The organism is Bradyrhizobium sp. Y36 (assembly GCF_002531575.1).
Classification (GTDB): domain Bacteria; phylum Pseudomonadota; class Alphaproteobacteria; order Rhizobiales; family Xanthobacteraceae; genus Bradyrhizobium.
In genome coordinates, this window is the sequence record NZ_NWTI01000056.1 from 1 (window position 1) to 509 (window position 509).

The following is a 509-nucleotide window of genomic DNA, read 5'->3' on the forward strand; positions in this document are numbered from 1 at the left end:
CTGATATTGCCCATGAAGCGATCGAGCTCGGCGCGCAGGCGGGTGCTTTCGGACGACAGCGTCTTGGCCGAGTGCAGCACCTCCCCCGAAGCCGCGCCGGTCTCGGCGGCGCCGCGGTTGACCTGGCCGATATCGGTGGCCGCGGTCTGGGTGCCCTGCGCCACGGTCTGGACGCTGCGCGCGATCTCCTGCGTTGCCGCACCCTGCTGCTCGACTGCGCTCGCGATCGAGGTCGCGATCGACGAGATCTGCCCGATGGTCGCGCCGATCTCCTTGATCGCCGCAACCGATTCGGCCGTGGCGCCTTGCATGCCCGTGATGTGCGAGGAAATCTCGTCGGTCGCCTTCGCGGTCTGGCTCGCCAGCGACTTCACCTCGCTCGCGACCACCGCAAAGCCGCGGCCGGCTTCACCGGCGCGCGCGGCCTCGATGGTGGCGTTGAGCGCCAGAAGATTGGTCTGCTCGGCGATCGCCGTGATCAGCTTGACCACCTCGCCGATCTGCTGGGC

The 509-nt window shown here is 68.8% G+C and carries 1 protein-coding gene; it reads right to left on the bottom strand.

Features of this window, described 5'->3' with window-relative positions; all coding sequences use genetic code 11:
* The coding region (locus CO669_RS34820) for a methyl-accepting chemotaxis protein (protein ID WP_245444651.1) at positions 1-509 on the bottom strand (509 nt) is incomplete at both ends.